The following is a 21,817-nucleotide window of genomic DNA, read 5'->3' as shown; positions in this document are numbered from 1 at the left end:
CCTGATGTCGCGGACGGCGGCTAGCCGTACATCCTTCGCATCGCGAAGTCGACCATCTGTTCGACCGCCTTCGCGTCGAAGACCATGCGGTGCTCGCCCTCCATGTCGAGGACGAAGCCGTAGCCGGTGGGGAGCAGGTCGATGACTTCCGCGCCCGTGATCACGAAGTACTTGGACTCCTTGCCCGCGTACCGGCGCAGCTCCTTGAGGGAGGTGAACATCGGGATGACCGGCTGCTGGGTGTTGTGCAGGGCGAGGAAGCCGGGGTTGTCGCCACGCGGGCAGTAGACCTTCGAGGTGGCGAAGGCCTGCTGGAAGTCCTCGGCGGACATCGAGCCCGTGGTGAAGGCGCGCACCGCGTCCGCCAGGGACGGGGGCGACGGCTCGGGGTAGAGCGGAGGCTGCTGTGCGTACCCTTGCGCGCCGCCTGGCATCTGCTGCGGCGGCGGCTGGGCCCCGGGCGGGGCGTACTGCTGCTGGGCGCCTGGGCTCTGGTCGTAGCCGTACATGCCCGCAAGACTACTGAGCCCGCACGAGGACTGAGTCACAGATGCCCTATTAGGGGTTGCTTCTTATTACTGGCGGGTAGCATCATCGTAGCTACTTGCTGGTACAGATCCTGTTGATCCCTTTCTGCTTACGGAGCCGTCGCCATGGGGCACTACAAGTCGAATCTCCGCGACATCGAGTTCAACCTCTTCGAGGTGCTCGGCCGCGACAAGCTGTACGGCACCGGCCCGTTCGCCGAGATGGACGTCGACACCGCCAAGAGCATCCTCGAAGAGCTGCGCCGCCTCGCCGAGAACGAGCTGGCCGAGTCCTTCGAGGACGCCGACCGCAACCCGCCGGTCTTCGACCCGGCCACCAACACCGCTCCCGTGCCCGCGTCCTTCAAGAAGAGCTACCAGGCCTTCATGGACTCCGAGTACTGGCGCCTCGGCCTGCCCGAGGGCATCGGCGGCACGACCGCGCCCCGCTCCCTGATCTGGGGTTACGCGGAGCTGCTCCTCGGCGCCAACCCGGCCGTGTGGATGTACTCCTCGGGCCCCGCGTTCGCGGGCATCCTGCACGACGAGGGCAACGACGCGCAGAAGAAGATCGCCGCGATCGCCGTCGAGAAGCAGTGGGGCTCGACGATGGTCCTGACCGAGCCGGACGCCGGCTCGGACGTCGGCGCGGGCCGCACCAAGGCCATCAAGCAGGAGGACGGCTCCTGGCACATCGAGGGCGTGAAGCGCTTCATCACGTCCGGTGAGCACGACATGTCGGAGAACATCCTCCACTACGTCCTCGCCCGCCCCGAGGGCCACGGCCCCGGCACGAAGGGCCTCTCGCTCTTCCTCGTCCCGAAGTACGAGTTCGACTGGGAGACCGGCGAGCTAGGCGAGCGCAACGGCGTGTACGCGACGAACGTCGAGCACAAGATGGGCCTCAAGGCGTCCAACACGTGCGAGATGACGTTCGGCGACCAGCACCCCGCCAAGGGCTGGCTGATCGGCGACAAGCACGACGGCATCCGCCAGATGTTCATGATCATCGAGTTCGCCCGCATGATGGTCGGCACGAAGGCCATCGCGACGCTCTCGACGGGTTACCTGAACGCCCTGGAGTACGCCAAGGAGCGCGTGCAGGGCCCCGACCTGGCCCAGTTCATGGACAAGACGGCGCCGAAGGTGACGATCACCCACCACCCCGATGTCCGCCGCTCCCTCATGACGCAGAAGGCGTACGCGGAGGGCATGCGCGCCCTGGTGCTGCACACCGCGGCCGTCCAGGACGACATCCAGGTCAAGGAGGCGGCGGGCGAGGACGCGTCGGCCCTGATCGCCCTGAACGACCTCCTGCTGCCCATCGTCAAGGGCTACGGCTCGGAGAAGTCGTACGAGCAGCTGGCGCAGTCGCTCCAGACGTTCGGCGGCTCGGGGTACCTCCAGGAGTACCCCGTCGAGCAGTACATCCGTGACGCCAAGATCGACACTCTCTACGAGGGCACGACGGCGATCCAGGGCCAGGACTACTTCTTCCGGAAGATCGTCCGCAACCAGGGCGCCGCGCTGAACGGCCTCGCCGAGGAGATCAAGAAGTTCCTCGCGGTCGGCACGGGCGGTGACGCGCTGGCCGGGGCCCGCGAGGAGCTGGCCAAGGCCGCGGTCGATCTTGAGGCCATCGTCGGCGTCATGCTGACGGACCTCGCGGCGACGGAGTCGGACGTCAAGTCCATCTACAAGGTGGGCCTCAACACGACCCGTCTCCTGATGGTCTCGGGCGACGTGGTCGTCGGCTACCTGCTGCTGCGGGGCGCGGCGGTGGCCGCGGAGAAGCTGGAGTCGGGCACGGCTTCGGCCAAGGACAAGGCCTTCTACGAGGGCAAGATCGCGGCGGCCAAGTTCTTCGCCGCGAACGTCCTGCCGGGCGTCTCGGCCGAGCGGAAGCTGGCCGAGGGCGTCGACCTGGGCCTGATGGAACTGGACGAGGCGGCGTTCTAGTCCCTCAGCGTCACTGTGAGGGTGGCCCGCTCCCGCTCCGGGGGCGGGCCACTCCGCTCTCTCCCCGGCTGAGGCGCCGCTGCGGGTCCGTTCCCTCCCACCCGCCCACCCGATCACCCCGCGCCCTAGGCTGACCGCCCTTCGCCAGCGGCACCGCTCCCACCTGCACCACCGCTTCGGCGGTTCTCCCCCGCCCACCCACCCGTTCACCAGCGGCCAAGACAGGATGGCGGGCAATCGGACGGCTGGGCAGGAAACATCCGGCGCGGAGCGCCCGCCAACGGGCAACGGACAGGATGCCGGGTGATCGGGTGGGCGGGCGGGAAAGATCCGGCGCGCAGCGCCCGGCCTGGTGACGACGGCGCCGCAGGTCACCGGCCGCCAACGGGCAACGGGCAGGATGCCGGGTGATCGGGCGGGTGGGCGGGAAAGATCCGGCGCGCAGCGCCGGGCCAGGTGGCGACGGCGCCGCAGGCAGCCGACGGCCGGGGGATGAGGCCGGCGCGCGGCGGCGGACCGGGCGGCGTGGCGGGTGGAGCGCGGTACTCCGGCCCGGGATACGGGCAGATCCGGTACGGAAACTCCCGGAAAAGGCCCCCCTCGCCAGGGGGTAACCGCTAGCTAGGCTGGAAGCCATGAGCACACCTGCCCGCTTCGACCGCGGCCACTCCGACGATCTGCTGACCTTCCTCGCGGCGAGCCCCTCGCCGTACCACGCCGTGGCGTCCGCCGCGGAGCGGCTGGAGAAGGCCGGTTTCCGGCAGGTCGACGAGACCGACGCCTGGGACGGATCGACCGGCGGGAAGTACGTGCAGCGCGGCGGCGCGATCGTGGCCTGGTTCGTCCCCGAAGGGGCGTCCGCGCACACCCCGTACCGCATCGTCGGCGCCCACACCGACTCCCCGAACCTCCGCGTCAAGCCCCGGCCGGACGCGGGCGCGCACGGCTGGCGGCAGGTCGCCGTCGAGATCTACGGCGGCCCGCTGCTCAACTCCTGGCTCGACCGCGACCTCGGCCTCGCGGGCAGGCTCTCGCTGCGGGACGGCACCACGCGCCTGGTGAACGTCGACCGGGCCCTGCTGCGCGTCCCGCAGCTGGCGATCCACATGGACCGCGGAGTCGTCAGCGACGGCCTCAAGCTCGACAAGCAGAAGCACATGCAGCCCATCTGGGGCCTCGGCGACGACGTGCACGACGGCGACCTCATCCAGTTCCTGGAGGAGGAGGCGGGGCTCACCGCCGGCGACGTCACCGGCTGGGACCTGATGACGCACCCCATCGAGGCGCCCTCCTACCTCGGCCGCGACAGCGACCTCATCGCGGGCCCGCGGATGGACAACCTCCTGTCCGTGCACGCCTGTACGGCGGCGCTCGCCGCCGTCGCCACCGGGGACGACGCCGACGCCCTGCCGTACATCCCGGTGCTCGCCGCCTTCGACCACGAGGAGAACGGCTCCCAGTCCGACACCGGCGCGGACGGCCCGCTCCTCGGCAGCGTCCTCGAACGCTCCGTCTTCGCGCGCGGCGGCACGTACGAGGACAGGGCCCGCGCCTTCGCCGGCACCGTCTGCCTCTCCTCCGACACGGGCCACGCCGTGCACCCCAACTACGCCGAGCGGCACGACCCGACGCACCACCCGCGCGCCAACGGCGGCCCGATCCTCAAGGTCAACGTCAACAACCGGTACGCCACGGACGGCGCCGGACGGGCCGTGTTCGCCGCCGCGTGCGAGAAGGCCGGGGTGCCCTTCCAGAACTTCGTCTCGAACAACGCCATGCCCTGCGGCACGACGATCGGGCCGATCACCGCGGCCCGGCACGGCATCAAGACCGTCGACATCGGCGTCGCGATCCTCTCCATGCACAGCGTGCGCGAGCTGTGCGGCGCGGACGACCCGCACCTGCTCGCCAACGCCCTGGTGGCCTTCCTGGAAGGCTGAGTTCCGCGAACGAGGGCCGAGTTCCGTGAACTGAACGCCGATTTCCGCTTCTCCGTGTGACTGTGCGAGGTCCGGGTACCCGGTTGCCCTGCCACGACTTAGGGAGGCGGTCCTCATGGGCCTGGGCGGATGCATCATTCTGATCGCCGCGGGCGCCATCCTCGCGTTCGCCACCGACTGGGAGATGGAAGGCATCAACCTCACCGTCACCGGTCTGATCATGATGGCTGTGGGCGTGATCGGTGTCGCCGCGTTCACCAACGCGCGCCGCAAGACGGTCGTGCCGCCGGGTGCGACGGTGGTCGAGACGGAAGACGACCACCACCACCGCTACTGACGTCCGCTCCCGCTCGCGGGGGGACGTTTCAGCCACGCCTCGTCGCCGGGCCCGGCAGCCGCCTCCATGGCCGCCGGGCCCGGCGATACTCTTGAGCCTTGTTCGAAGCGTGATTCGAAGCGCGAGGCGCAGGCGCAGTCGCAGGCGCGGCAGAGGAGTTGAGGCCAGGTGGAGTTCCAGCTGCTCGGACCGGTGAGCGTCGCCGGAGGCAGCGGAGCCGTCCCCCTGGGCCCCGCCAAGCGCCGCAGTCTGCTCGCCGCGCTGCTGCTGCGGGCCGGCACCCCGGTCTCGGTGGACGCCCTGACCGAGACCCTGTGGGACGGCGAACCGCCGCTGCACGCACGCACCGTCATCCAGGGCCACATCTCCCGGCTGCGCGCCCTGCTCGTCGAGGCGGGCCTGGACGCGTACGGCGTGGAACTCGCCACGCAGGGCGGTGCGTACGCCCTCCAGCTCCCGGAATCCCTGCTCGATGTCAGCCGTTTCGAGGACCTCGTCAAACTCGCCGGACGGCAGAAGGAGCCTTCGGACGCGGCCCTGATGCTGCGGGAGGCGCTCGCGCTGTGGAACGGGCCCGCGCTGACCGGCACCGTCGCCACGGAGCCGATGCTGGCCGCCGCGCGGAGCCTTGAGGAGAGCCGCCTCGTCACCGTCGAACAGCTCGCGGACGCGTACGGGCGCCTCGGCTCGCACGGGCAGGCCGTGGGTCTGCTGAGCGCCGAGTCGGTCCGGCACCCGCTGCGGGAGAGCCTGGTGGCGGCCCTGATGCGGGCGCTGCAGCGGTGCGGCCGGCAGTCCGAGGCACTGGAGTACTTCAACCGGACGCGGGAGCTCCTCGCCGAGGAGCTCGGCGTGGACCCCGGCAAGAAGCTGCGCCGGGCGTACGAGGAGATCCTCGCCGGTGAGCCCGACACCGGGGCCCACCCGACGCTCGGCGCTCCTCCGCCGCGCCGCCGGGGGCGGTACGACCTGGGCCTGGGCGGCGCGAAGGCGGCGCCCGCGGCGTCCGCGACGCCCTCCGGGGCCGGAGCCCCCGTCCCCGCCGGAGCCGCCGAGGGAAGCCGCCCGCCGCAGCGAGCGGGAGCCTCCCCGGCCGGGCAGAGCCGCGAGTCCGGCGGCGGGCAGGCGCAGGCGCGGACCTCGACGCCGGGCGCCGAACGCCAGGGCGTCAGAGGCCAGAACGCCCCCCTCGCCACGGCCAGCACGTCCACCGCATCCACCACACACGCCTCGCCCACAGCACCCGGCGCTCCCGACGCCCCCGCCCCGGCGGACGGCCCCACGATCCCCCGCCTCCTGCCGAGAGCGCCCCGCGCCTTCGCCGCCCGCGAAGAACAACTCGCCGCCCTGGAAGCCGTACTCGCCGAGGAGACGGAAGCGCCCATCGTCGTCCTCACCGGCGCCGCGGGCGTGGGAAAGACGGCCATCGCCCTGCACTGGGCGCACCAGCACGCGGCCCTCCACCCGGAGGGGCACCTCTTCGCCGACCTGCGCGGGTTCAGCGGCGGCTCCCCCGCCCACCCCGAACGCATCCTGCGCGAGTTCCTCGTCGCCCTGGGAGTGCGATCGCAGGACGTGCCGGCCGGCATCGAACCGGCGTCGGCCCTGTACCGCTCGCTCCTCGCCGAGCGGCGTCTCCTCGTCGTACTCGACAACGCCCACGACTCCGCCCAGGTCCGCCCCCTCCTGCCGGGCGCGACGCGCTGCACCACCCTCATCACCAGCCGCGTCCGTCTCGACGGCCTCGTCGCGTCCGACTGCGCCCGCCCGGTGCACATCGACCCGCTCAGCGAGAGTGACGGCGCCGAAGTGTTCCTGCGCGCCCTGGGGCAGAGTGCCGACGCCGCCGACCCCGAGGACGTACGCCAGGTCGCCCGTCTGTGCGACGGCCTCCCGCTAGCCCTGCGCATCGCCGCCGCCAGGCTCATCGGGCGCCCCCAGCGGACCGTGGCCGGGCTCGCCGCGGAACTCGCCGACGAGGAGCAGCGGCTGGCCCTGCTCTCCGCCGAGGACACCGGCGTCGCGGCCGCCCTGCGTACGTCGGTGGCCCAACTCCCCGGCAGCGACACCTGGTTGCTCTCCTCACTCACCCGGTCCGCCACCGCGGAGGTCGACGCGCCCGCGGCGGCGGCGCTCGCGGGCACGAACGTGTCCACCGCGCGCCAAGGCCTCGACCGCCTCGCCGCGGTCCACCTGATCCGGGAAGAGGGAGCGGGACGCTACGTCCTGCCCGATCTGGTGCGGCTGTTCGCCCGCGTCCTGGACGGGCCCGTGACCACGACGCTCCGCCGGCCCCGGCCCGAGGAGCTGCGGCGGTCCGTCCCCGACTCCTCCGCCTGACCCCGGTCCGGCGCTGCCGAGTCATTAGCCAGGTGTTAGCGGAACGCCAGCGGCAAGCGGCAGGCTCATCGGAGCAAGCCCGAACGACCGCCGCTCACGGGGGAGTCACCGCCATGCGCACCACCGCTCGTACCGCTCGCGTCGCCCGCAACCGAGGACGCGCCACGTCATAACGACGACACCACGTCGTACCGACGGCGCCACGTCATAGAGACTGCGCGTCCTCCCCTGATCCACAGCCGGTCTGTGCCCCACTTTCCCCCGAGTGGCACGGGCCGGCTGTGTCATGCCCGCCACGGGGTAGGCATCGCCCCATGAAACTTCTCGTACGCGACCGGCTGCTCGGCATCGGTGACGACTACTGGATCGAGGACGACCAGGGACAGAAGGTCTTCCTCGTCGACGGCAAGGCGATGCGGCTGCGCGAGACCTTCGAGCTGAAGGACATGGAGGGCCGCGTCCTCATCGACATCCACGCCAAGATGCTCTCGCTGCGCGACACGATGGTGATCGAGCGGGACGGCGAAGCGCTGGCCACGATCAAGCGCAAACGGCTCTCGCTGCTGCGCAACCACTACCGCGTGGACCTGGTCGACGGCACCGAGCTCGACGTGAGCGGCAAGATCCTGGACCGCGAGTTCGCCATCGAGTACGACGGCGAACTCCTGGCCGACATCTCCCGCCGCTGGTTCCGGGTCCGTGACACGTACGGCCTCCAGATCGTCCGGGACGACGCCGACGCGTCCCTCCTCCTGGCCGTCGCGGTCTGCGTGATCCGCCTGGCCGAGAAGGAGCGGGGCGACGACGACTGAGCGGGGCGGGCGCGCCCTCAGCGCCGAGGAGCGTCCAGCCCGAGGAGCCGGTCCTTCAGCGCGGGGAACTGCTCGCGCGTGGCCGCGACCTTCGCCGGGTCGAGCTCGACGGTGAGGACCTCCTCGCCGTCCCCCGCCTCGGCCAGCACCGCGCCCCACGGGTCGACGACGATGCTGTGCCCGGCCTGGGGAACCCCGGCGTGCGTACCGCCCGTGCCGCACGCCAGGACGTACACCTGGTCCTCGACCGCCCGCGCCCGTGCGAGCAGCGTCCAGTGCTCACGCCGCCGCGCGGGCCAGCCCGCGGGGACGACGAACATCTCGGCGCCCGCGTCGACGAGCCCACGGAACATTTCGGGGAAGCGGAGGTCGTAGCACGTGGCGAGCCCGATCACCGTGTCGGGCATCCGCACCGTCACCAGCTCGCTGCCCGCCCCCATCAGGACGGCCTCGCCCTTGTCGAAGCCGAAGCGGTGGATCTTCCGGTAGGAGGCGGCCAGTTCGCCCTCGGGCGAGAAAACGAGCGAGGTGTTGTAGAGGTCATCGGCCGATCCCTCCGTGGCGTCTTCCGAAGCGGCACGCTCCGGAATCGACCCCGCGTGCAGCCAGACGCCCGCGTCCCTCGCGGCCTTGGCCATCGCCTCGTACGTGGGCCCCTCGAGCGGCTCCGCCTCGTCCGCGAACGACTCGTACGCGAATGCGCCCGTTGTCCACAGTTCGGGGAGAACGACGAGATCCGGCCGCTCACGCTCCGCTACCTCACATACCAGTGAAGAGACCCGTGACCGGCGGAAATTGACCGATTCGCCCTCGTCTACGGCGATCTGGATGAGGGAGGCGCGCACACTACCACCGTCCTGGCATTCGAGCCGTCAATGCAGGCCTACGATCGTCACACGAAAGCACTGCCGGGGTGCCTGCGGGCAGCGTAACTTAACGTCTCAGACACCCACCGCCCGCGTACGACCGTCGAGGGGTCCCGTGAGTCTCCATCCCAGCCTGCAAACCTACGCCGACGCCTGGACCCAATCCGTATCAGCCATATCCGAGCTGGTGTCACCGCTCGCCGAGGGAGAGTGGAACTGGGCCACGCCCTGCCCCGGCTGGTCGGTCCGGGATGTCGTCTCCCATGTCATAGGCCTGGACTGCGAGATGCTGGGCGACCCGCGCCCCATCCACACCCTGCCCCGCGACCTGTACCACGTACAGACCGAGGGCCAGCGCTATATGGAGGTGCAGGTCGACGTCCGGCGCCACCACACCGCGCCCGAGATGACCTCCGAGCTGGAGTACACGATCATCCGCCGCTCGCGGCAGCTGCGGAACGAGTCGCGCGACCCCTCCCACAAGATCCGCGGCCCGCTCGGCACCGAGCAGACCCTCGAACTGGCCACGCGGATGCGGGCGTTCGACGTCTGGGTCCATGAGCAGGACCTGCGGACGACGCTGCGGAAGCCCGGCAATCTGGACTCCCAGGGGGCGCTCGTGGCGCGGGACCTCCTGCTGCACGGACTGCCCAAGGTCGTCGCCAAGAAGGCCGCCGCCCCGGCGAACTCGGCGGTCGTCTTCGACGTGAGCGGCCCCGTCGAGTTCCTGCGCACGGTCCGTGTCGACGCCGAGGGCCACGCCACGGTCGACAGCGCCCCCTCCCTCGGTCCGCTCGCCACGCTGAGCCTGGACTGGGAGACGTACTTCCGCCTGGCGTGCGGCCGTGTCTCGTACGCCTCGGTCGCCGACCGGATCAAGGTCGAGGGCGATCACGGCCTGGGCGAGGCGATCCTGCGGGAGTTCGCGGTCACGCCGTAGCCCTCCGGGCCCTTGGTTCACACAGGTACGTGCACGGCCTCCACGCGGCTGGCGACCAGGCGCTCCTTCTCGCGGCGCACCGCACGCGTCCGCAGGCGCAGGATCTGACTGAGGCCGACCGCCTCCAGGACGAAGACGGCGGAGAAGGCGATCCGGTAGTTGTCGCCGGTCGCGTCGAGGAGCACGCCGATCGCGAGCAGCGTCGTCATGGAGGCGACGAAGCCGCCCATGTTCACGATGCCGGACGCGGTGCCCTGCCGCTCCGGCGGGTTCGCGGGCCGCGCAAAGTCGAAGCCGATCATGGACGCGGGGCCGCAGGCGCCGAGCACGACGCACAGCGCGATGAGCAGCCCCATCGGGGCGTGGTCGCCGGGGTAGTGGATCGTGGCCGCCCACATCACGGCGGTCATCGCTACGGTGCCGATGGCCAGCGGTGTGCGGGCCGCGTGGTGGCGGGCGACGATCTGGCCGTAGACCAGGCCCACCATCATGTTGGAGAGCACGACGAGGGTCAGCAGCGCTCCGGCCGTCCCGCGCGTGAGCCCCTGCGCCTCGACGAGGAACGGCAGGCCCCACAGGAGCAGGAACACCATCGCGGGGAACTGCGTGGTGAAGTGCACCCACAGGCCGAGCCGGGTGCCGGGTTCGCGCCAGCTCAGGGCGATCTGCTTGCGCACGAAGGCCCCACCGGTGTGCCGCGCGGGCTCCGGCGCGTGCCCCTCGGGGTGGTCCTTGAGGAACAGCGTCATCAGTACGAGGACGACGACGCCGCAGAGCGCGCTGCCCGCGAAGGCCGCGGTCCAGCCGACGGAGTGCAGCAGCCGGGCGAGGACGAGGGTGGAGACGAGGTTGCCCGCCATGCCGACCAGGCCCGCGAGCTGGGCGACCAGCGGGCCGCGGCGAGCGGGGAACCAGCGGGTGCCAAGGCGCAGCACGCTGATGAAGGTCAGCGCGTCACCGCAGCCGAGCAGCGCGCGGGACGCGAGCGCCATTCCGTACGAGGGCGAGAAGGCGAAGCCGAGCTGTCCGAGCGTGAAGAGCACGACTCCGATGGTCAGCACGCGCTTGGTGCCGAGCCGGTCGACCATCAGGCCGACGGGTATCTGCATGCCCGCGTAGACGAGCAGCTGGAGGATCGAGAAGGTCGAGAGCGCGGAGGCGTTGACGTGGAACCGGTCGGCCGCGTCGAGTCCGGCGACGCCGAGCGAGGTCCGGAAGATGACGGCGACGAAGTAGACGGCGACGCCGATGCCCCAGACGAGCATGGCCTTCCTGCCGCCGGGGGGATCGCCGGGGAGGGAGAGGGGGGCGGAGGCGGAGGTCGCGCTCATCGGACTTCGCCCCTGGCCAGGTTCTGGAACCACCCGACGTGCCGGGTGACCACGGAGACCGCCCCGTCAGCGTCCCCGGCGCGCAACGCGTTCAGGATCTCCTCGTGCTCGGCGAGCGTCTTGGCGATCCGGTCGGGATGGGAGTGCATCACGGCGACGCCCATCCGCAGCTGCCGGTCACGGAGCTGGTCGTACAGCCGGGCGAGGATCTCGTTCCCCCCGCTCCGCACGATCTCCGCGTGGAAGCACCGGTCGGTCACGGCGGCAGCGGAGAAATCCCCCGCGGCGGCCTGCTCCCGCTGCTGGGCGAGCAGCTCTTCGAGGCGGGCGATGAGACCTCGCGGCGCGGGCACCGCCTTGCGCACCGAGTGGGTCTCCACCAGGAGCCGCGTCTCGACGACATCGGCGATCTCCTGCACGGACACCGGCAGGACCAGCGCACCCTTCTTCGGGTAGAGCCGCAGGAGCCCCTCCACCTCCAGCTTCAGGAGGGCCTCGCGCACCGGAGTGCGGGACACCCCGACGGCCTCGGCGAGCTCGCCCTCGGTGAGCAGCGTGCCGCCCTCGTACCGGCGGTCGAGCACCCCCTGCTTGACGTGCGCGTACACCCGCTCCGCGGCGGGTGGCCGCTTCAGGGTGCGAGCAGGGGTCCGGGAGGGGGACGAGGCGGGTGCGACAGGCATGCGCACAGCATAGATACAACACGTACCCATGAGGTCGTCCATTTCACGATCCGGACATCACCCCCGCCACCGTGCATCCATTTGCTTCCCTGGAGTGTCTTACCTGTCGAGCGGCACCCTCATGTGGCCGCATTCCAGGGGCATTTGGAGCATTGAACTTGAAAACCCCCATTAAGGGCATTCGCCGCGCGTCGGTCGTTATCGTCACCGCGGGCGCCGTCGTCGCGGGCGGAGCCCTCACGACCCCGGCCCAGGCGGCCGCGCTGCCGAAGCCGTCCATCGCCGCCAAGGGCGGCTTCGTGATGAACAACGGCACGGGCAAGACGCTCTTCACCAAGTCCGCGGACACCCGCCGTTCGACGGGCTCGACCACCAAGATCATGACGGCGAAAGTGGTGCTGTCGCAGTCGAACCTGAACCTCAACTCCAAGGTCAAGATCGAAAAGGCCTACAGCGACTACATCGTCAGGAACACCGCCTCGTCCGCCCGGCTGATCGTCGGCGACAAGGTCACCGTCCGCCAGCTCCTGTACGGCCTGATGCTGCCGTCCGGCTGCGACGCGGCGTACGCGCTCGCGGACAAGTTCGGCAAGGGCTCCACCCGCTCCGCCCGCGTGAAGTCGTTCATCGGCAAGATGAACGCCCAGGCCAGGAGCCTCGGCCTGACGAACACCCACTTCGACTCGTTCGACGGCATCGGCGGCGCGGGCAACTACTCGACGCCCCGCGACCTGACGAAGCTCGCCAGCAGCGCGATGAAGAGCTCCACGTTCCGTACGGTCGTGAAGACGAAGTCGACGAAGCAGAAGGTCACCACGAAGAGCGGCGGCTACCGCTACATGTCGTGGTCGAACACGAACAACCTCCTCGGCAGCTACAGCGGCGCGATCGGCGTGAAGACCGGCTCGGGACCGCAGGCCAAGTACTGCCTGGTCTTCGCCGCGACCCGGAACGGCAAGACGGTCATCGGTACGGTCCTCACCTCGACCTCGTCGACCAACCGCACGAAGGACGCGAAGAAGCTGATGGACTACGGCTTCAAGAAGTAAGCACTCGTGGACTCACGTCGAAGGGGGCCCGCCGCGTTGTACGCGGCGGGCCCCCTTCGACGTGCTGTTGACGTACTTCCCGGATCTACGCCCAGGTCATGAGCCGCTTGGGCTGCTCCAGGATCGCCGCCACGTCGGCGAGCACCTTGGAGCCGAGCTCGCCGTCGACCAGGCGGTGGTCGAAGGAGAGCGCGAGCGTCGTCACCTGGCGCGGCTTGACCTTGCCCTTGTGGACCCAGGGCTGGAGCTTGATCGAGCCGACCGCGAGGATCGCGGACTCGCCGGGGTTCAGGATCGGCGTACCGGTGTCGACGCCGAAGACGCCGACGTTCGTGATGGTGACCGTGCCGCCCTGCATCGCGCCCGGCGACGTCTTGCCCTCGCGCGCGGTGGACACCAACTCGCCCAGGGACGCGGCCAGTTCCGGCAGCGTCTGGGCGTGGGCGTCCTTGATGTTCGGGACGACCAGGCCGCGCGGTGTCGCGGCGGCGATGCCCAGATTCACGTAGTGCTTCTGGACGATCTCCTGATTCGCCTCGTCCCAGGCCGCGTTGACGTCCGGATTGCGCCGGATCGCCACGAGCAGCGCCTTGGAGATGAGCAGCAGCGGATTGACGCGCAGGCCGGCGAAAGCCTTGTCCTGCTTCAGCTCCTCCACGAGCTTCATCGTCCGCGTCACGTCCACCGTCACGAACTCCGTGACGTGCGGCGCCGTGAAGGCCGAGCCGACCATCGCCTGGGCGATCGCCTTGCGGACGCCCTTGACGGGGATACGGGTCTCACGGGCGCCGGCGCCCGCCGCGGGGGCGGGGGCGCCGGTGGCTGTGGCGGTCCCGGGAGCGGGGGCTTCGGCGGCTGCCGGCTGCGGGGCGGCGGTGGCCGCGGCCGCCGGAGCCGCCGCCGCGTGCACGTCCTCGCGCGTGATGATCCCGCCGGCCCCGGACGGGACGATGGCCGCGAGGTCAACTCCCAGGTCCTTGGCGAGCTTTCGCACCGGCGGCTTGGCCAGCGGGCGGTCACCCGCGGGGGCAGCGGGTGCGGGCGCGGGGGCCGTGGCGGAGGCGGCAGCCGTGCCGGAGCCGTTCAGTTCGGCCTGGACCGCCGCCGCGTAGTACGTCCCGGCGGCGTCGGCCTGCTCCGAAGCCGCCTTGCGTGCGCGGCGCTTCGTCGAGGACTCGGCGACCCCGTAGCCGACGAGCACGGGCTGGCGGCCCTGGGGAGCGGCCTCCTGCTCGGGCTCGGCGGCGGCGGGCTTCTCCACCGGGGCGGCGGGCTGCTCCGGAGCGGCGGCCTCCGCGGGCGCGGCGGCCTCCGCAGGTGCGGCGGGCGCGCTTGCGGCGCTTGTGCCGGACACGTCCACCGCGATGATCACCTGGCCGACATCGACCGTCGTGCCCTCGGGGAAGCGCAGTTCGTGCACCACGCCGTTGAACGGGATGGGCAGCTCGACGGCGGCCTTGGCCGTCTCGACCTCGCACACCACCTGCCCGTCGGTGACCGTGTCGCCGGGCGCCACGAACCACTTGAGGATCTCCGCCTCGGTGAGCCCCTCGCCCACGTCGGGCATCTTGAACTCGGCCAGCGCAGCGTCTGTCATCGTCGTCACGACCCTCTCCCTCAGTACGCCAGCGAGCGGTCGACAGCGTCGAGCACCCGGTCGAGGCCCGGCAGGTACTCCTCTTCCAACCGCGCCGGCGGATACGGCGCGTGGAAGCCGCCGACCCGCAGCACGGGAGCTTCGAGGTGGTAGAAGCAGCGCTCGGTGATGCGTGCCGCGATCTCCGCGCCCGTCCCCAAGAAGACCGGGGCCTCATGGACCACGACGAGCCGCCGCGTCTTCTCGACGGACGTCTGCACGGTGTCGAAGTCCATCGGCGACATGGAGCGCAGGTCCACGACCTCAAGGGACTTGCCCTCTTCGGCGGCGGCCGCGGCGGCCTCCAGACAGACCTTCACCATGGGGCCGTACGCGGCGAGGGTGAGGTCGGTGCCCTCGCGGGCGACCCGGGCCTTGTGCAGCGGCGCCGGGATGGCCTCGGTGTCGACCTCGCTCTTGTCCCAGTAACGCCGCTTCGGCTCGAAGAAGATCACCGGGTCGTCGCTCTGGATGGCCTGCTGCATCATCCAGTAGGCGTCCGACGAGTTCGAGGGCGAGACGACCTTGAGCCCCGCCACGTGCGCGAACAGCGCCTCGGGCGACTCGCTGTGGTGCTCGACGGCGCCGATGCCACCGCCGTACGGAATGCGGATGACGACCGGCATCTTGATCTTGCCGAGCGCGCGGGCGTGCATCTTCGCGAGCTGCGTGACGATCTGGTCGTACGCCGGGAAGACGAAGCCGTCGAACTGGATCTCCACCGCCGGGCGGTAACCCCGAAGGGCCAGGCCGATGGCCGTGCCGACGATGCCGGACTCGGCGAGCGGGGTGTCGATGACCCGGTCCTCGCCGAAGTCCTTCTGCAGCCCGTCCGTCACCCGGAAGACGCCGCCGAGCTTGCCGACGTCCTCGCCCATGATGAGGACCTTGGGGTCGGTGTCGAGCGCCGTACGCAGCGATTCGTTGATCGCTTTGGCAAGGGGAAGCTTCTGTACGCCCATGGTCACTTACCGCCTTCGTCCGCGAAGGACGCCTGGTACGCGGCGAACTGCGCGCGCTCCTCGTCGACCAGCGCATGCCCGTCCGCATACGCGTTCTCGAAGATCGCCATCAGATCCGGATCCGGCATCGCCCGCACCACCTCTCGCACTCGCTTTCCCAACGCTTCGCTCTCCGCCTCGAGTTCCGCGAAAAATCCCTCATCCGCGTGACCTTCGGTCTCGAGGTAGGTCCGCAGGCGCAGGATCGGGTCCTTGGCCTCCCAGGCCTCGCGCTCGTCGTCGTTGCGGTACTTGGTCGGGTCGTCGGACGTGGTGTGCGCGCCCATGCGGTAGGTGAACGCCTCGATGAGCGCCGGGCCCTCGCCCGTACGCGCCCGCTCCAGGGCCCACTTGGTGACGGCGAGCACGGCGAGGACGTCGTTGCCGTCGACCCGCACACCCGGGAAGCCGTAGCCCTGCGCGCGCTGGTAGAGCGGCACCCGGGTCTGCTTCTCGGTGGGCTCGGAGATGGCCCACTGGTTGTTCTGGCAGAAGAACACGACGGGCGCGTTGTAGACCGCGGAGAAGGTGAACGCCTCGGCGACGTCGCCCTGGCTGGAGGCGCCGTCACCGAAGTACGCGACCACGGCCGAGTCCGCGCCGTCCTTGGCCACACCCATGGCGTAACCGGTGGCGTGCAGGGTCTGCGAGCCGATGACGATCGTGTACAGGTGGAAGTTGTTGGTGTTCGGGTCCCAGCCGCCGTTGTTCACGCCGCGGAACATGCCGAGCAGGTTGGTCGGGTCGACCCCGCGGCACCAGGCCACGCCGTGCTCGCGGTAGGTCGGGAAGACGTAGTCGTCGTCGCGGGTGGCGCGGCCCGAGCCGATCTGGGCGGCTTCCTGGCCGAGCAGCGACGCCCACAGGCCCAGCTCGCCCTGGCGCTGCAGGGAGGTGGCCTCGGCGTCGAAGCGGCGGGTGAGGACCATGTCGCGGTACAGGGCGCGCAGCTCGTCGGCGGTGATGTCCGCGACGTACGCGTCGTACACGGAGTTCTCCGCGTGCTTGACCCGCTTGCCCTCAGGCGTCAGCAGCTGGACAAGCTGGGGTTCCGTGCTCTTCTTCGGCGCGGCCTTCTTGGCGCCGGCGCGCTTGCCGCCGCTGGTACTGCTGCGGCGCGGTGTGCGCGCGGCGGTGCTCTCCACGGTCACGTGTGCTCCTCCGTCGGTCCGGCCCCCGGGATTACCGGGTAAGCCAGTGCGGCTCGCCTGATCCGTGCCCGCGCACGGGGTGGGTGCGACTCGGCCGGGAAACAGGCGTGACAGGTGCCCCGGCGAGCGCCCTGCACAATGCACGTTACCCAGTGCTTCCCAATTCTGTGAAACCCCATCTGACCTGCGAATTTGCTTGGATTTCCAAGTATCTGACTGCTTGGATTTCCGAGTAAACGCAGAAATTCGGGAACAGTTCCTGGTCACAGCACTGATCACAGCCTGGCAGGGGGCCGGAACACCGGCACGTTATCCCGGCCACCCCATGGACGGGAAGAGTTCAGCTCGGGCACTGCGAGAGATCGTGTGTGAGACTGACCCCGTGCGCGAAGACGGAAAAATTACGGTATTTCTCCTCGACGACCATGAAGTGGTGCGGCGAGGAGTCCATGAGCTGCTCTCCGTGGAATCCGACATCGAGGTCGTCGGAGAGGCGGGAACGGCGGCGGACGCCCTGGTCAGGATCCCCGCGACCCGGCCGGACGTGGCCGTTCTCGACGTGCGGCTCCCGGACGGCAGCGGGGTGGAGGTGTGCCGCGAGATCCGTTCACGGAACGAGGACATCAAATGCCTGATGCTGACCTCGTTCGCGGACGACGAGGCGCTCTTCGACGCGATCATGGCGGGCGCTTCCGGCTATGTCCTGAAAGCCATTCGCGGCAATGAACTGCTCTCCGCCGTACGCGACGTGGCAGCGGGAAAGTCCCTGCTCGACCCCGTCGCCACGGCCCGTGTACTGGAGCGGCTGCGCGACGGGAACACCCCCAAGGGCGACGAGCGGCTGGCGAACCTCACGGACCAGGAGCGCAAGATCCTCGACCTGATCGGTGAGGGCCTGACCAATCGGGTGATCGGCGAACGGCTGCATCTCGCCGAGAAGACGATCAAGAACTACGTCTCCAGCCTGCTCTCCAAGCTCGGCATGGAACGACGCTCCCAGGCGGCCGCGTACGTGGCCCGTATGCAGGCGGAACAGCAGCACTGACACGCTGCGTCATCCGGCAGCACGGTTCGTGACCGTAAACGGGACTTACGTCCCCGTCCCCTAGGGGCGGGATCCCCTTCCCCGGCCGCCCGCCGGTGGCAGAGGGTGGACGCATGCCCTCCGACGATCAGGAACAGGACGAACGCCTCGCCTTCGAACTGCTCGGCCGCACCGCCTACGGCCGGGTCGCGACCAGCATGCGCGCGCTGCCCTTCCTCGCCGCGGCCCGCCACATAACCGTGGACGGCCGCATCCTGCTGCGCATGCACAAGGGGTACGGCTACCACGAGGCCTGCATCGGCAGTGTCGTCGCCTACGGGGCGGACAACCTCAGCGCCGAGACCGCGCGCACGGGGCAGTGGACCGTGCAGTTCGTCGGCCTGTGCGAGGCCATCGAGCCGACCACCGCCGAACTGGAGCTCTTCGGCTCGGGCCCGCACTACGTGGACGGCGAGCTCTACGACCCGGTCTACATGCGCATCGAGCCGCAGGTGGCCACCGTGCACACCCTCCACGGCGGGCGGCAGCGGCAGCTTCAGCGCACCATCTGAGCGACTGGGGCGGCTAAAACGACGCACGCGCGCGTGGGGCCCTTTCGGGCTCCACGCGCGCGTGCGTCTCGTTCACGGTCCCGTACGACGGGCCTGTACTACGGGCTGTACGCCTCGGCTCAGCCTTCGGCGCCGGTGTTGGCCCCGCCCTCCGGGCCGCCGGTCACCGGCGACTCGTCACCGCCATCGGTGGGGGTGGGGTCGTCGGTCGGCGTGGTCGGGTCGTCCGTCGGCTCGGTCGGCTCGTCCGTCGGCTCCGTCGGGTCGTCCGTCGGCTCGCTCTGGGTCGGCGTCGTGGGCGTCGTCGGGCCGGTGGTGTTCGGCTGCTCCGGCGTGTAGCTGCCCTGACCGCCGGAGCCGTCGCCGGGCAGCGTCTCGTCCTCGGAGGTGTCCTCTTCGGGACTCTTGCTCGGCTTCTTCGTCTCCGACTGCTTCGTCGGCGCCTTCGTCGGGGTGTCCTTGTCCTTCGTCTTGCCGTCGCCCGCCGTCAGGGCGTACGCGACACCCACCGCGATCGCGATGACCGCCAGCACGGCGAGGATCCACACCTTGCCGCGGCCGCCCCGGCCGTTGCCGTCCCGGTGGCTGCCGTCGAAGCCGCCGTCGTCGCCACCCGGAGGACGCAGCATGGCGCCCGGGATCTGCGCGGTGCCGGAGTCGCCCGGGTGCTGCATCGCGGCGGTGCCCGCGACGCCCATCGCCGGGGTGTTGCCGCCCTCGTGCATGCCCGCCACGTCGACGGGGCCGGTGTTCCAGGTCCCGGTGTGGCTGCCCTGCTCGTGCAGCATCTGCAGCCCGTACTGGACCAGGCCGCGCATCTCCTCGGCCGTCTGGAACCGGTCGTCCGGGTCCTTGGCGAGCGAACGCATCACCAGGCCGTCCAGCTCCGGCGGCGCCGCGTCCGAGGTCTCGGATGGCGGCACCGGGATGTCCTGGACGTGCTGGTAGACCACGGAGAGCGGCGTCTCACCGGTGAACGGGGGCCGCAGGGCGAGAAGTTCGTAGAGCAGACAGCCGGTCGCGTACAGGTCGGAGCGGTGGTCGACGGCCTTGCCGAGCGCCTGCTCCGGGGAGAGGTACTGAGGCGTGCCCATGACCATGCCGGTCTGGGTCATCGTCGACTGGGCGCCGTGCAGCGCACGGGCGATGCCGAAGTCCATCACCTTGACCGCGCCGGTGTTGGTGATGATCACGTTCGCGGGCTTGATGTCGCGGTGCACGATGCCGTGCTGGTGCGAGTACGCGAGCGCCTCGAGCACCCCGGAGACGATGATCAGGGCCTGCTCGGGACCCGGCGCCTCCGCGTTGAGCAGCAGATCGCGGATCGTCCGTCCCTCGACGATCTCCATGACGATGTACGGGACGACGTTCGGCCCGACGACATCCTCACCGGAGTCGTAGACCGCCACCACCGCGTGGTGGTTGAGCCCCGCCACCGACTGGGCCTCGCGTGTGAAGCGGGCTTTGGATACCGGGTCCTCCGCGAGGTCGGAGCGGAGCAGCTTGACGGCGACCGTGCGCCCCAGACGTACGTCCTCGGCCGCGAACACCTCGGCCATGCCGCCCCGGCCGAGTCTGCGGGTCAGCCGATACCGGCCATCTCCCACAAGGCCGCCGTTACCCCACAACTCCGGCGCGTCTGACATACCGCCGCCACTCGCCTCGGGGTCGGACGGGCCCTGAGCGCGCTGCGTCTGTGCCATCAGTCCTCGCCGTCGTTTCTGGTCGTGGTGCTCGGTGGTACCGGGGGAACCCCGCCGGGCCACGCTACAGCCTTCGCGTGGCGCGGCGGTTCGAGGTGGACCGGACATCAAACCCGCCGGGTGCCCTCACGCGCAAACTTGTAACGCTTCCGAGACGCTTCTTGCGCGTACGGTCACGGAACGGGCATCGAGCTTGACGTGTCGGTGCCCTCGGGCAGACTTGGCCAGGAATAGCGGGAATCGATCACCGACCGCGGAGCCGTCCGGCAGACCGCGCCGATGGGGGACGCACGACATGAGCAGCCAGGACGGCGCACAGGGACGGTATGCGGGGCGCTCGCTGGCCGGTGGCCGGTACCAGCTGCGTGATCTTCTCGGTGAAGGCGGCATGGCCTCCGTTCACCTGGCGTACGACTCCGTACTCGACCGTCAGGTCGCCATCAAGACGCTGCACAGCGAGCTCGGCCGCGAGCAGTCCTTCCGCGAGCGCTTCCGCCGCGAGGCCCAGTCGGTGGCCAAGCTCACGCACACGAACATCGTCTCGGTCTTCGACACCGGCGAGGACGATCTCGACGGCGCGACGATGCCGTACATCGTCATGGAGTACGTGGAGGGCAAGCCGCTCGGCTCCGTGCTCGACGCGTCCGTCACCCAGTTCGGCGCGATGCCGACCGACCAGGCGCTGAAGATCACCGCCGATGTGCTCGCCGCTCTTGAGATCAGCCACGAGATGGGCCTGGTCCACCGCGACATCAAGCCCGGCAACGTGATGATGACGAAGCGCAACGTCGTCAAGGTCATGGACTTCGGCATCGCCCGCGCCATGCAGTCCGGCGTCACCTCCATGACGCAGACCGGCATGGTCGTCGGCACCCCCCAGTACCTCTCGCCGGAGCAGGCGCTCGGCCGTGGCGTGGACGCCCGGTCCGACCTCTACTCCGTCGGCATCATGCTGTTCCAGCTGACCACCGGGCGGCTGCCCTTCGAGGCGGACTCCCCGCTGGCCATCGCGTACGCGCACGTCCAGGAGGAGCCGGTCGCTCCGTCCTCGATCAACCGCTCGCTGCCGCCCGCCGTCGACGCGATCGTCGCCCGTGCGCTGAAGAAGAACCCGAACGAGCGCTTCCCGACCGCCGAGGCCATGCGCGACGAGTGCCTGCGCGTCGCCCAGTCCCTGCAGGCGGCCGCGCCGAGCATCGTGCCGGGCGCCCAGACCGCGAGCGGTGCGGGCGTCGGTGCCGCGGTCTTCCCGCCGGTCGACTCCTCGCTGCCGCAGCAGGGCGGCGTCCAGACGCCGTACCAGCCGGGTCCCTACGGTCCGCCCACGCCGGCCCCCACGCCGGGGTACGGCTACCCGCAGCAGGGCGGCTACCACACCCCTGCGCCCACGAACGCGTACGCCCCTCAGGCCTCGCAGACCCCGCCGCCGTACACCCTCTCGCCGCAGCCCCCGCAGACGTCCGTGCAGGGCGGCGGATCGGGTTCGGGCGGCGGCAAGCGGAACATGCCGATGGTCGTCGGCTCGATCGTCGTCGCGCTGCTCGCCATCGGCGGTGTGATCGCCGCGGTGTCGCTGAGCGGGGACGACGGCGGCAAGGGCGGCAAGGAGGAGAAGGAGTCGAACGCGCCGGTGGCGGGGCATCGTGGTCCGGACCGCACCAACACGATCGAGACCGAAGAGTGCCTCGAACCCGACACGGCGTACAACGACGAGACCAAGATCAAGGTCCCTGACTTCACGTTCAAGGACTGGAAGTCCGTGCAGAAGTGCCTGCAGGCGGCCGGCTGGCAGTACGACAAGCGCACGATCGACGAGAACACCTACGGGGAGGACACGGTCATGCAGCAGTCCCCCAAGGAAGAATCTGACGTCGATCCGGACGACGTGGACATCGAGTTCACCGTCTCCACGGGAAACCCCTCCTGATCGGACGCGGTGGCGCAGT

General features: G+C 70.2%; 18 protein-coding genes. 10 read left to right on the top strand and 8 right to left on the bottom strand.

Annotation, left to right across the window (positions count from 1 at the left end; genetic code table 11):
* Nucleotides 1–20: 20 nt before the first annotated feature.
* Entirely contained in the window at nucleotides 21–509 is a 489-nt protein-coding gene (locus ABXJ52_RS19090; protein ID WP_363210398.1) for an SseB family protein, read from the bottom strand.
* Nucleotides 510–653: 144 nt separating this feature from the next.
* On the opposite strand from ABXJ52_RS19090, the gene ABXJ52_RS19085 reads away from it, so the two are divergent.
* From ABXJ52_RS19085 to ABXJ52_RS19065, 5 genes are all read left to right on the top strand, one after another.
* Nucleotides 654–2,486, top strand: a complete 1,833-nt coding sequence (locus ABXJ52_RS19085) for an acyl-CoA dehydrogenase (RefSeq protein ID WP_367043801.1) — start codon at nucleotides 654–656, stop codon at nucleotides 2,484–2,486.
* Nucleotides 2,487–3,121: 635 nt separating this feature from the next.
* On the top strand, nucleotides 3,122–4,426 hold the full coding sequence (locus ABXJ52_RS19080) for a M18 family aminopeptidase (RefSeq protein WP_367043800.1): 1,305 nt from the start codon (nucleotides 3,122–3,124) through the stop codon (nucleotides 4,424–4,426).
* A 115-nt stretch (nucleotides 4,427–4,541) separates the two neighbouring features.
* Nucleotides 4,542–4,763: a DUF6458 family protein gene (locus ABXJ52_RS19075; RefSeq protein ID WP_367043799.1), complete on the top strand. Its 222-nt coding sequence runs from the start codon at nucleotides 4,542–4,544 to the stop codon at nucleotides 4,761–4,763.
* 168 nt (nucleotides 4,764–4,931) lie between these two features.
* On the top strand, nucleotides 4,932–7,103 hold the full coding sequence (locus tag ABXJ52_RS19070; RefSeq protein ID WP_367043798.1) for a BTAD domain-containing putative transcriptional regulator: 2,172 nt from the start codon (nucleotides 4,932–4,934) through the stop codon (nucleotides 7,101–7,103).
* A gap of 314 nt (nucleotides 7,104–7,417) precedes the next feature.
* Nucleotides 7,418–7,915, top strand: a complete 498-nt coding sequence (locus ABXJ52_RS19065; RefSeq protein WP_367043797.1) for an LURP-one-related family protein — start codon at nucleotides 7,418–7,420, stop codon at nucleotides 7,913–7,915.
* 17 nt (nucleotides 7,916–7,932) lie between these two features.
* Here the strand turns inward: ABXJ52_RS19065 and ABXJ52_RS19060 are convergent, their stop codons facing one another.
* Nucleotides 7,933–8,760, bottom strand: a complete 828-nt coding sequence (locus tag ABXJ52_RS19060) for a carbon-nitrogen family hydrolase (RefSeq protein WP_367043796.1) — start codon at nucleotides 8,758–8,760, stop codon at nucleotides 7,933–7,935.
* Between the two features lie 136 nt (nucleotides 8,761–8,896).
* Between ABXJ52_RS19060 and ABXJ52_RS19055 the strand changes: the two genes are divergently transcribed.
* Complete coding sequence (locus ABXJ52_RS19055; RefSeq protein WP_367043795.1) at nucleotides 8,897–9,721, top strand: maleylpyruvate isomerase family mycothiol-dependent enzyme; 825 nt, start codon at nucleotides 8,897–8,899, stop codon at nucleotides 9,719–9,721.
* 17 nt (nucleotides 9,722–9,738) lie between these two features.
* On the opposite strand, the gene ABXJ52_RS19050 is transcribed toward ABXJ52_RS19055, so the two are convergent.
* Nucleotides 9,739–11,052 carry an MFS transporter gene (locus ABXJ52_RS19050; RefSeq protein ID WP_367043794.1) on the bottom strand — a complete coding sequence of 438 codons (1,314 nt, stop codon included), beginning with the start codon at nucleotides 11,050–11,052 and terminating at the stop codon, nucleotides 9,739–9,741.
* Nucleotides 11,049–11,735, bottom strand: coding sequence for a GntR family transcriptional regulator (locus ABXJ52_RS19045; protein WP_367043793.1), 687 nt, complete (start codon nucleotides 11,733–11,735; stop codon nucleotides 11,049–11,051). Before ABXJ52_RS19045 ends, ABXJ52_RS19050 begins: the two co-directional genes overlap by 4 nt.
* A 158-nt stretch (nucleotides 11,736–11,893) precedes the next feature.
* On the opposite strand from ABXJ52_RS19045, the gene ABXJ52_RS19040 reads away from it, so the two are divergent.
* Entirely contained in the window at nucleotides 11,894–12,784 is an 891-nt protein-coding gene (locus ABXJ52_RS19040; protein WP_367043792.1) for a D-alanyl-D-alanine carboxypeptidase, read from the top strand.
* Nucleotides 12,785–12,869: 85 nt separating this feature from the next.
* Here ABXJ52_RS19040 and ABXJ52_RS19035 read toward each other — a convergent pair whose 3' ends face one another.
* The 3 genes from ABXJ52_RS19035 to pdhA are packed head-to-tail and all read right to left on the bottom strand — an operon-like array spanning nucleotide 12,870 to nucleotide 16,572.
* A complete protein-coding gene (locus tag ABXJ52_RS19035; RefSeq protein ID WP_367043791.1) occupies nucleotides 12,870–14,390 on the bottom strand; it encodes a dihydrolipoamide acetyltransferase family protein in 1,521 nt (506 codons plus the stop codon).
* 11 nt (nucleotides 14,391–14,401) lie between these two features.
* Nucleotides 14,402–15,382: an alpha-ketoacid dehydrogenase subunit beta gene (locus tag ABXJ52_RS19030; protein ID WP_367043790.1), complete on the bottom strand. Its 981-nt coding sequence runs from the start codon at nucleotides 15,380–15,382 to the stop codon at nucleotides 14,402–14,404.
* A 2-nt stretch (nucleotides 15,383–15,384) separates the two neighbouring features.
* Entirely contained in the window at nucleotides 15,385–16,572 is a 1,188-nt protein-coding gene (gene pdhA / locus ABXJ52_RS19025; RefSeq protein ID WP_367043789.1) for a pyruvate dehydrogenase (acetyl-transferring) E1 component subunit alpha, read from the bottom strand.
* 382 nt (nucleotides 16,573–16,954) lie between these two features.
* On the opposite strand from pdhA, the gene ABXJ52_RS19020 reads away from it, so the two are divergent.
* On the top strand, nucleotides 16,955–17,617 hold the full coding sequence (locus tag ABXJ52_RS19020) for a response regulator transcription factor (protein WP_367043788.1): 663 nt from the start codon (nucleotides 16,955–16,957) through the stop codon (nucleotides 17,615–17,617).
* Nucleotides 17,618–17,730: 113 nt separating this feature from the next.
* Nucleotides 17,731–18,168 carry a pyridoxamine 5'-phosphate oxidase family protein gene (locus tag ABXJ52_RS19015; protein WP_367043787.1) on the top strand — a complete coding sequence of 146 codons (438 nt, stop codon included), beginning with the start codon at nucleotides 17,731–17,733 and terminating at the stop codon, nucleotides 18,166–18,168.
* Nucleotides 18,169–18,287: 119 nt separating this feature from the next.
* Here the strand turns inward: ABXJ52_RS19015 and ABXJ52_RS19010 are convergent, their stop codons facing one another.
* Nucleotides 18,288–19,871 (bottom strand): protein kinase, encoded by a 1,584-nt coding sequence (locus ABXJ52_RS19010; protein WP_367043786.1) that lies wholly within the window; start codon nucleotides 19,869–19,871, stop codon nucleotides 18,288–18,290.
* A 295-nt stretch (nucleotides 19,872–20,166) separates the two neighbouring features.
* Here ABXJ52_RS19010 and ABXJ52_RS19005 point away from each other — a divergent pair, with 295 nt between their 5' ends.
* Nucleotides 20,167–21,798 (top strand): protein kinase, encoded by a 1,632-nt coding sequence (locus tag ABXJ52_RS19005; protein WP_367043785.1) that lies wholly within the window; start codon nucleotides 20,167–20,169, stop codon nucleotides 21,796–21,798.
* Nucleotides 21,799–21,817: the final 19 nt, after the last annotated feature.

Source organism: Streptomyces sp. Je 1-332 (assembly GCF_040730185.1).
Taxonomy (GTDB): domain Bacteria; phylum Actinomycetota; class Actinomycetes; order Streptomycetales; family Streptomycetaceae; genus Streptomyces.
This window is presented reverse-complemented; position numbering and strand designations above follow the sequence as displayed.

Excerpts from the sequence above, each read along its gene's own strand:
- ABXJ52_RS19090 (WP_363210398.1), bottom strand. The coding sequence starts at position 509 with ATGTACGGCTACGACCAGAGCCCAGGCGCCCAGCAGCAGTACGCCCCG.
- ABXJ52_RS19085 (WP_367043801.1), top strand. The coding sequence starts at position 654 with ATGGGGCACTACAAGTCGAATCTCCGCGACATCGAGTTCAACCTCTTC.
- ABXJ52_RS19080 (WP_367043800.1), top strand. The coding sequence starts at position 3,122 with ATGAGCACACCTGCCCGCTTCGACCGCGGCCACTCCGACGATCTGCTG.
- ABXJ52_RS19075 (WP_367043799.1), top strand. The coding sequence starts at position 4,542 with ATGGGCCTGGGCGGATGCATCATTCTGATCGCCGCGGGCGCCATCCTC.
- ABXJ52_RS19065 (WP_367043797.1), top strand. The coding sequence starts at position 7,418 with ATGAAACTTCTCGTACGCGACCGGCTGCTCGGCATCGGTGACGACTAC.
- ABXJ52_RS19050 (WP_367043794.1), bottom strand. The coding sequence starts at position 11,052 with ATGAGCGCGACCTCCGCCTCCGCCCCCCTCTCCCTCCCCGGCGATCCC.
- ABXJ52_RS19045 (WP_367043793.1), bottom strand. The coding sequence starts at position 11,735 with ATGCCTGTCGCACCCGCCTCGTCCCCCTCCCGGACCCCTGCTCGCACC.
- ABXJ52_RS19030 (WP_367043790.1), bottom strand. The coding sequence starts at position 15,382 with ATGGGCGTACAGAAGCTTCCCCTTGCCAAAGCGATCAACGAATCGCTG.
- ABXJ52_RS19015 (WP_367043787.1), top strand. The coding sequence starts at position 17,731 with ATGCCCTCCGACGATCAGGAACAGGACGAACGCCTCGCCTTCGAACTG.
- ABXJ52_RS19010 (WP_367043786.1), bottom strand. The coding sequence starts at position 19,871 with ATGGCACAGACGCAGCGCGCTCAGGGCCCGTCCGACCCCGAGGCGAGT.
- ABXJ52_RS19005 (WP_367043785.1), top strand. The coding sequence starts at position 20,167 with ATGAGCAGCCAGGACGGCGCACAGGGACGGTATGCGGGGCGCTCGCTG.